Here is an 8,773-nt window from a genome sequence, read left to right on the forward strand (position 1 = left end):
GATGTCGATCGATCACTATCAGGACGCGACGGTGTTCGTCGCGGGCGGCAGCAGCGGCATCAACCTCGGGATTGCGAAGGCGTTTGCCGAACGCGGCGCGCGCGTGGCGATCGCCAGCCGCTCGGCCGAGCGCGTGCAAACGGCGGTGCGGGAGTTGCAATCGCTTGGCACGCAGGCATTGGGCTTTTCCGCCGACGTGCGCGATGCCGATGCGATCGCCGCCGCGCTCGCGCAGGCGCACGACGCGTTCGGCCCGATCGACGTGCTGGTGTCCGGCGCGGCCGGCAACTTCGTCGCACCGGCGCTCGGCATGTCGGCGCGCGGCTTTCGCACGGTGGTCGATATCGATCTGAACGGCACGTTTCATGTGCTGCGTGCCGCGCACGAGTATCTGCGCAAGCCCGGCGCGTCGGTGCTGAATATTTCGGCTTCCCAGGCATTCAATCCGACGCCGTATCAGGCGCACGTGTGCGCGGCGAAGGCCGGCGTCGACATGCTGACGCGCGTGCTGGCGATGGAGTGGGGCGTCGACGGCATTCGCGTGAATTCGATCGTGCCCGGACCGATCGCCGACACCGAAGGCGTGCGCCGGCTCGTGCCGACGCCGGAGGCGCGCGCGAAGATGGAGGCGTTGATTCCGCTGCGGCGCTTCGGTTCGACCGACGAAGTCGCGGACCTCGCGTTGTTCCTGAGTTCGCCGCGCGCGCGTTTTATTACCGGCACGGTGATTCCGGTCGACGGCGGCATCTCACTGACCGGCAGCCGCGACCTGAGCGCGGCGCTGACCTGGTGATCCCACGGAGTCCACTGAACTTGCGACGCCTGACGGTCGCTCAGAACAACTGTCGTTGCCCCGACATCAGCGTCGTGAAATCGTCGCGCAGCAAAGGCAGAATCGCATCGGCGACCGGCTGCAATTGCCGCGTCAGATAGTGCTCGTAGTCGATCGCCGAGCGCAGCGTTTCGAGCGGTTCGGGGCCGGCGACCGTGATCACGTAGCTGATCCAGCCGCCGTTCTGATATTGCAGTGGCCGTCCCTGCTGGCGATTGAATTCGTCGGCGACGCGCGCCGCGCGCACGTGCGGTGGCACGTTGCGCTCGTAGGCGTCGAGCGGCCGGCGCAACTGCTTGCGATAGACGAGCTGATCGTCGAGCCGACCCGCGAGCGTGTCGCGCACATAGTCGCGCACGTAGTCCTGATACGGCTGCTGGCGAAAGATGCGTCCGTATAACTCCTGCTGGAACTGCTGCGCGAGCGGCGTCCAGTCGGTGCGCACGGTTTCGAGCCCCTTGTAGACGACGTCCTCGCTGCCGTCGGGCAGCACCGTGAGACCCGCATAGCGTTTCTTGCTGCCTTCCTCGGCGCCGCGCACGGTTGGCATGAAAAAGCGCCGATAGTGCCGCTCGAATTGCAGTTCGAGCGCGCTATCGAGCCCGAAGCGCGCGCGCAGTTTGTCTTGCCACGCCGCGTTGATATGGTCGACAAGCGCGTGGCCGATACGCGCGGCGTCGTCTTCGTTATGCGCATGCTTGAGCCACACGAAGGTCGAATCGGTGTCGCCGTAGATCACCTCGTAGCCTTGCGCTTCGATCAGCTCGCGCGTCGTATGCATGATCTCGTGGCCGCGCATCGTGATCGACGACGCGAGCCGCGGATCGAAGAAGCGGCAGCCGGTCGAGCCGAGCACGCCGTAGAACGCGTTCATAATGATTTTCAGTGCCTGCGACAGCGGCTTGTTGTGCTCGCGCTTGGCCGCCTCGCGCGCCTGCCACACCTGCGCGACGACCGACGGCAGACAGTGGCGCGTGCGCGAGAAACGCGCGCCGAGAAAGCCGGGCACCGAGTGTTCGTCGTCGGGGTGCAGCATGCCGTCGACGAGTCCCATCGGGTCGATCAGAAAGGTGCGGATGATCGACGGATAGAGGCTCTTGTAGTCGAGCACCAGCACCGAATCGTAGAGGCCGGGGCGCGAGTCCATCACGAAGCCGCCAGGGCTCGCCGCGCCGGCGACGTCGCCTAGATTCGGCGCGACGTAGCCCAGCCGATGCATGCGCGGCATGTACAGATGCGTGAACGCCGCGACCGAACCGCCGCTGCGATCGGCGGCGAGACCGGTGACGGTTGCGCGCGCGAGCAGGAAGCGCAGCAGTTCGGTCTTCTCGAAGATGCGGGTGACGAGCTCGCAGTCCTTCAGGTTGTAGCGCGCGAGTTCGGGCTTGTCTTCGTCGAAGCGGCGCTGGATTTCATCCATGCGCTGATACGGATTGTCGATCGCCTTGCCTTCGCCCAGCACCGAGCGCGACACGTATTCGAGGCTGAACGACGGAAAGCTCCACGTCGCCGAGCGTAGCGCCTCGATGCCGTCGATAATCAGCCGGCCCGCCGCGCCCGCGAAAAAGTGATTGCGCGTGACGCCATGCTCGCGCCACTCCATCAGCGCGCCGCCACGGCCGATACGCAACGGCACGCGATACTGCTCGGCATGCTGCTGCAACACCTTCAGATCGAACTGCACCAGATTCCAGCCGATGATCGCATCGGGGTCGTGCCGCTCCATCCACGCGACGAATTTTTTCAGCAGTTCGGCACGGGTTTCGCAGTAGTCGAGTTTGAAATCGAGGGCGTTCGCTTTGGCAACGTCGCCATTCGGCGGCCCGAGCATGTAGACCTGCCGCTCGCCGCAACCTTCGAGCGCGATCGAATACAGTTCGGCGCGCGCGCTGGTTTCGATGTCGAGCGACACCAGCTTCAGCGGCGGACGATAGTCGTTGGCCGGCTTCAATTCTCCATTGAGTAGCGAGCCGTTCGGTTGCGGCTCGCCGCCGAAGGACACCGGCGCGGTGATGAAGCGCTCCATCATGTAGCGCTCGGGCGGCTGGATATCGGCTTCGTAGACGTCGACGCCGCCTTCTTTCAGGCGCTTTTCGTAGGCCTTGAGCTGACGGTATGGCGGGCAGTAGAGGCCCAGCACCGGGCGATGCTGGAAGTCGCGCAGGTCGAGCGGGCGCAGATCGAGCGGCGCGTCGCGTCGCAGGATCGTTTCGGCGCGCTCGCGATGCTCGGCCGGAATGAACGCGACCGACGGCTGCGGGCGCAAACGGAGGTGGCGCGGCCCGTTGTCGGTCGCCAGCCAGAACTCGATTTCGGTGCCGGCGGGCGTGTCCCGCCAATGTCGGGTCAGAATGAAACCCTGCTCGAATTCAGTCAACTTCCACCTTTGGGCCTGCGTGATTACCTGGCGCGATTTTAACGCGGTGGGCGAGGTTGGCTGTAGCGGGCGATGGGCGGTGAACCGGGCAGCGTAAAGCCGTTATGGATGTCCGGTGTTATTGGAATGAATGAAGTGCTTCCACGTAAGTTATTCGAGTAAGTCGGGTTTTAAAAATAAGCAGAATAACGAGGAATGTCTGATGCGAACGGGGAGGTAATGTCAAAGAAGAAATTCAGGTTAATTCCGCCACAAATTCATTGATCGATGATCAAAAAGCCTGGATTATGCTTTTTGATTAAATGGAGTCGCGGATAATATGGATGTGCCGCCCTGTGACGAATAAAGAATGACAAGCTCGTGACTTCGCGAAACGCTAAAAATGGTTGCGTGTGGTATCGAGATTCCCACGCGATGACGGATCGCCGGCGTACGGCTGCATGGAGAGGGAGGCTTGCAGCATGTCAGTGAGTACGTAAAGAGAACGCGGCAGTGAAGCGTCTTTTTATAGTTAACCCTGAAACACATCAAGCTTGCATTTTGCAAACTTCAGCCTAAATTTATCTTTGTTCAGGATGGGAATTAAATTATTCGAGTATTTTATTCGTGCTGATCTCTGGATCTTCGATTAGGTCGATTCTCTATTTATTGCCTCGAAGCGGAAATGTATTCAATCCGCCCGGATGGCAGACCTGCGTCCGGCGCACAAACCCGAAGCGATTTCAGCGCATTGCGGTTCATTAGTCTCATTTGCAGATATGCCTACCTACGATTCCAGACAGCTCGAGGGGCAATGGCTCCACGCGCATGAAGAGGATGCCGACGACTGCTCCGTTTTTCGTCCAGGCGGAACGCCGCTCGGGCCATCGCGTGGACGGTCGGCATACGAGTTTCACGCCGATGGTCGCGTGAGCGTCAGCGGCCCGGGGCCCGACGACCGCAGGCGTGCGGTCGAGGGCAGTTACGCGCTCGCTCCCGACGGCACGCTGACTATCAAGGTGGCGGGCCGCGCGGACGAGGTCATGCAGGTGCAATCCCTCGATTCAGATCGCTTAGTCGTGAAACGTTGAACGCTGTTTCTCTCAACCCAGGGAGATCGATATGGCCACCCGTCCTTCAACGCCCGGGAACAATCATCAGCCGCCCCAACAGCGCACTTGCGGCACCATGCAAGTGCACCAGCGGCTCATGCAAACCGATCCGGGCTATGTGCGCAATCGCGTCGCCAGCGAGAATTTTCATCACCTCGCGAGGATCGGACTCGCGTCGGTGAGCCGCACGGGCGTCACGCAGATTCCCGTGGTCGTGCACGTCGTGTACAACACCGACGCGCAGAATATCTCGGATGCGCAGATCCACAGTCAGATCGATGTGCTGAACCGGGACTACCGCAAGAAGAATGCGGATGCCGGCTCGGTACCGGCCGCGTTTCAGCCGCTCGCCGCGGATTGCCGGATCGAGTTCGCGCTCGCGAGCACCGATCCCGGCGGCGCTGCCACCAACGGCATCACGCGCACGAAGACCAGTTCGACCGGCTTCACCGACGACGACAAGGTGAAAGCCGCCTCGACCGGCGGCGCGGACGCATGGCCTGCCACCAAATATCTGAACTTGTGGGTCTGTCCGCTCGATGGCGGTCTGCTGGGCTACGCGCAATTTCCGGGCGGCCCCGCCGCCACCGATGGCGTGGTGATTCTCTACACGGCGTTCGGCACGCTCGGCGCGGCGGCTGCGCCGTTCGATCTGGGGCGAACGGCCTCGCATGAAATCGGCCACTGGCTGAATCTTCGCCACATCTGGGGCGACGACGGCAATGGCTGCAACGGTAGCGATTTCGTCGACGACACGCCCAATCAGGCCGGCCCGAACTTCGGCAAGCCCGCGTTTCCGCACGTCACGTGCAGTAACGGCCCCAACGGCGACATGTTCATGAACTATATGGATTACGTCGACGACGCGGCCATGTTCATGTTCACCGCGGACCAGGTGCAGCGCATGCAGGCGTGCCTCGACGGCGACCGGAGCAGCGTGGGCACCACCGTTTCGACCACGCCGATCCAGGACCTCCATCCGACGGTGGTGACGACCGACGTGCATCCGACCTTGCCGTCGCGCGATCAGTTTCCCACCATCGCGACGCAGGATCATCCCACGGTGGTGACGAAGGATCTTCATCCCACGGTGGCGACGCTCGATCATCTGCCGACCATTGCATCGCTCGATCAGCCAGGCGGTTCGCTCAAGTTCATCGACGAGCCGAAGAATCCGCTGTCCGATAAACCGCCGATTGTCGACCAGCAGAAGAATCCGGCTTCCGACAACCCGTTTACGCCGCAGGGTCCGGTGGATCCCGGCGTGGCGTTCACGCCGGGCGGCTTCTCGCAGGGCATCGGTGGACGAACGGCGGCGCCGTTCGTGCTGTCGACGCCGCATCATTCGATGGCCTGGACGCAGAGCCACCAGGATATCGCGCGAGCCGCGGTCAGCAGCCTGGAGCAGCGCCTGACTCAAGGCCAGCAGTGGCTCGATCAGTACTACGCGCTCGCGGCGGCGGGGCGGGTGACGACGGGCGACCAGCAACTTGCGCAACAGGTGTGGTGGGAGTATCAGCAGACGCTGCGCGAGTACGGGCAGTACTTTGGCCAGGCAAGCTAGCCGCGATCGCACGCCGATGATCCTGATCCTGTCCACGCCGCGCGACGAACATGCTCAGGTCGTCATGGCGGAACTGATGAAGCTCGACGCCCCCGCGATGCTGCTCGATCTGAGCGACTATCCGCAGCGATCGAGCTTTTCGATGAAATACGAGCGACATGGCCTCGCGCTCGAACTGGGCTGCAGCGAAGGCGGACTCGATCTCGACGACTGCGGCGCCGTCTGGTGGCGGCGTCCGCAGTGGCCCGAGATCAGCACGGCCATCGTGCGCGATACGCACCGCAATTTCGCCGTCAACGAATGCACGGAAGCCCTGCACGGGCTGTGGCAATCGCTCGACGCGCGCTGGATCAACGAACCGGCGCGCGATCTCTTCGCGCAGCGCAAGTCGTACCAGCTCAAGGTCGCGCAGACGGTGGGACTGGAAGTGCCCGATACGCTCATCACCAACTGTCCCGATGCGGTGCGCGAATTCGTCATGCGTCAGGGCATGGGCAACGTGATCTTCAAATCGTTCTCGGCCACCGAAGCCGAATGGCGCGAGACCCGGCTATTGCGCGAAGAGGAGATGGGCGTCATCGACAATGTGCGCTACACGCCGGTGATTTTTCAGCGGTATATCGAGGCCGATGTCGATTTGCGCATTACCGTCGTGGGGGATGAGATTTTCGCGGCGGCGATTCACTCGCAGCAGACGAGCTATAAGGTCGACTTCCGCATGGATATCGCCCATGCGCGTATCGAGGCTGTGAGCTTGCCACCCGACGTCGCGCGACGTCTGCTCGACCTGATGCGGTATCTGGGTCTCGTCTACGGTGCGATCGACATGCGTCGCACACCTGACGGTCGCTATGTGTTTCTCGAGGTGAACCCGGCCGGGCAATGGCTGTTTACCGAATTGCCGGCGGGGTTGCCGATCTCGTGCGCCATCGCGCGGAAGTTGCGCGAGTTCGATGCGTGAGGATGGGGCGAGGAGCGTGAGGACGGCGCGCGATGCTGACGGTGGGCGATCCGGCAAAGTGCCTTCCTGATCGCCCGTTGTTTAAGTCCTTTTTTGCCGCTTTCGCCGCTTTCGCTGCTGCCCCAATCCTCACTGTTCCGCGGATGAACCGCCTCGCGGAAATGCCGCTCAGTTCAGCTTGAGAAGCTCGCGAGCCTGGGCTGCGGTTGCGACCGGGCGATCGTATTCCTTGCAAAGTTCGACGACCTGGCGCACCAGCGCGGCATTGGACGGCGCGAGCGTGTTCTTGTCCAGGCGCACGTTGTCCTCGAGACCGGTGCGGCAGTGGCCGCCGAGTTCGAGCGACCAGCGGGCCATCGTCAGCTGATTGCGGCCGATGCCGGCGCCGGTCCACGTTGCATCGGGCGCAAGGCGCTTGAGCGTGCGAACGTAGAACTCGAGCACTTCGCGATCGACCGGCATCGCGTTCTTGATGCCCATCACAAACTGGATGTGCAGGGGACCGACGATCGCGCCCGCTGCCTGCATGGCCGCGGCCTGGAAGATCATCGACAGATCGAAGGCCTCGATCTCGGGCTTGATGCCGTAGGCTTTCATTTCGGCTGCAAGCCAGTCGACCAGGTCCGGAGGATTGTCATAGACGCGCGTCGGGAAATTGACCGAGCCGGTTGCCAGCGATGCCATGTCGGGCCGCAGCGAGAGCATCGCGCCGCGTTCGTTGCCGGCGCCGGAGCGACCGCCGGTGGACACCTGTGTGATCATGCCCGGCGCGTGCTTGCGAATGCCTTCCAGCACGAGGGCGAAACGATCGGGATTGGAGGTGGGCGTCTCGTCGTCGTTGCGCACGTGAAGATGAACGAGGGTCGCGCCGGCTTCGAATGCTTCCTGGGTCGATTCCACCTGCTCGTTCACCGTGATCGGCACAGCCGGATTGTCTTTCTTGCGGGGCAGCGATCCGGTGATCGCGACAGAAATGATGCAAGGGTTTTGCATGCTGGATCTCAGTAGATTAGGTAGGGGGACGGAGTATTGGGGTGGCTCCCGGGGCGCCCGGGTTTACCGGGGCACCGGATAGGCGATCTGTGCACTGGGTTGGCGCTGTCATCGTTCGTATGGGTCGGCAACTCGCATGCATCGTAGGGGCGGCTGACCAGCTTCGTCCAATACTGATTAGGTCTGCAATGATGCCGATGGAGTATCGAGTGTACCTCGGTGCGTTGATGTTCGAGCGGCTGAAACAGGTCACTGGGTTTGATCAGGGTCTTCCATTAGGGGTTGTTGTTTAAGGGGACCTGTCGTTCGCCGAATGGCCTGGGGAGGGTGGGTGATAGCTCGTGGTTGACTATTGTGAGCGGTGGGCGTTTTGTCAGCGATGCTGAAGAGCAGCGGCTTTTTACGTATGACCATTTGCGAAGGAGTCATCGCACTAATCAAACGTCCGCTCATTGCATCGTAGGCGGGGCTACTTGTGGGACTGAACTACGGGAGGTAAGGCTTGATGTTCGCGAGCGCGCGAGCAACGTATTCTTCCTTCTCTCCGACTGGTGGGCGGGATCGAGCTTGATCTGTGCCATCAGTGCCGCATCGTTGACGATCGTTGCCGGATGGTTGTTAGGCTGGATGCGGCGGGTGGAGGGGGGGTGATTTTTTTGGGGGCGATAGATATGGATCGATCCAACGCAGCCATAGCATCGATATTCTCCTACGGCCCAAGTGCGGCCGAAGCAGTCGATCATCGCGAAATGTCTCGCGTAGTTGAACGTCGTTGAAGCATCAAATTCGAAGGAAAGTGCGACGACTTGAGGAGGGTGCCTATGGGACGCAGGCTAGTTACCACTGCTCTGGTTGCAATCCCGCTTACAGGTTGCTACCAGGGCGAAACTTATTCCTCATGATATGCCTCGCCCACGAAATGACGGATAGGTCCCGGCTTATTGCCGCTTCTTGA

At 61.8% G+C, this 8,773-nt stretch carries 6 protein-coding genes; 4 read left to right on the plus strand and 2 right to left on the minus strand.

The genetic code is table 11. The annotated features are described in order from the left end of the window. The first annotated feature begins 1 nt into the window (after position 1). Complete coding sequence (locus HHL14_RS18155) at positions 2-793, plus strand: SDR family oxidoreductase (RefSeq protein WP_169498999.1); 792 nt, start codon at positions 2-4, stop codon at positions 791-793. Between the two features lie 40 nt (positions 794-833). Here HHL14_RS18155 and HHL14_RS18160 read toward each other — a convergent pair whose 3' ends face one another. Next, positions 834-3,209 carry a DNA polymerase II gene (locus tag HHL14_RS18160; RefSeq protein ID WP_169499000.1) on the minus strand — a complete coding sequence of 792 codons (2,376 nt, stop codon included), beginning with the start codon at positions 3,207-3,209 and terminating at the stop codon, positions 834-836. A 683-nt stretch (positions 3,210-3,892) separates the two neighbouring features. Here HHL14_RS18160 and HHL14_RS18165 point away from each other — a divergent pair. The 3 genes from HHL14_RS18165 (at position 3,893) to HHL14_RS18175 (ending at position 6,825) form a co-directional block, all read left to right on the plus strand. Beyond that, positions 3,893-4,279 (plus strand): hypothetical protein, encoded by a 387-nt coding sequence (locus tag HHL14_RS18165; protein ID WP_169499001.1) that lies wholly within the window; start codon positions 3,893-3,895, stop codon positions 4,277-4,279. A gap of 118 nt (positions 4,280-4,397) precedes the next feature. Continuing rightward, positions 4,398-5,864 carry a zinc metalloprotease gene (locus tag HHL14_RS18170; protein ID WP_230413103.1) on the plus strand — a complete coding sequence of 489 codons (1,467 nt, stop codon included), beginning with the start codon at positions 4,398-4,400 and terminating at the stop codon, positions 5,862-5,864. Then, complete coding sequence (locus tag HHL14_RS18175; protein ID WP_169499003.1) at positions 5,848-6,825, plus strand: MvdC/MvdD family ATP grasp protein; 978 nt, start codon at positions 5,848-5,850, stop codon at positions 6,823-6,825. The genes HHL14_RS18170 and HHL14_RS18175 overlap by 17 nt, the downstream gene beginning before the upstream one ends. A 168-nt stretch (positions 6,826-6,993) precedes the next feature. Here HHL14_RS18175 and HHL14_RS18180 read toward each other — a convergent pair whose 3' ends face one another. Continuing rightward, positions 6,994-7,818 (minus strand): BKACE family enzyme, encoded by an 825-nt coding sequence (locus tag HHL14_RS18180; protein ID WP_169499004.1) that lies wholly within the window; start codon positions 7,816-7,818, stop codon positions 6,994-6,996. Positions 7,819-8,773 lie beyond the last annotated feature (955 nt).

The sequence above is a fragment of the Paraburkholderia antibiotica genome (assembly GCF_012927125.1).
GTDB lineage: Bacteria > Pseudomonadota > Gammaproteobacteria > Burkholderiales > Burkholderiaceae > Paraburkholderia > Paraburkholderia antibiotica.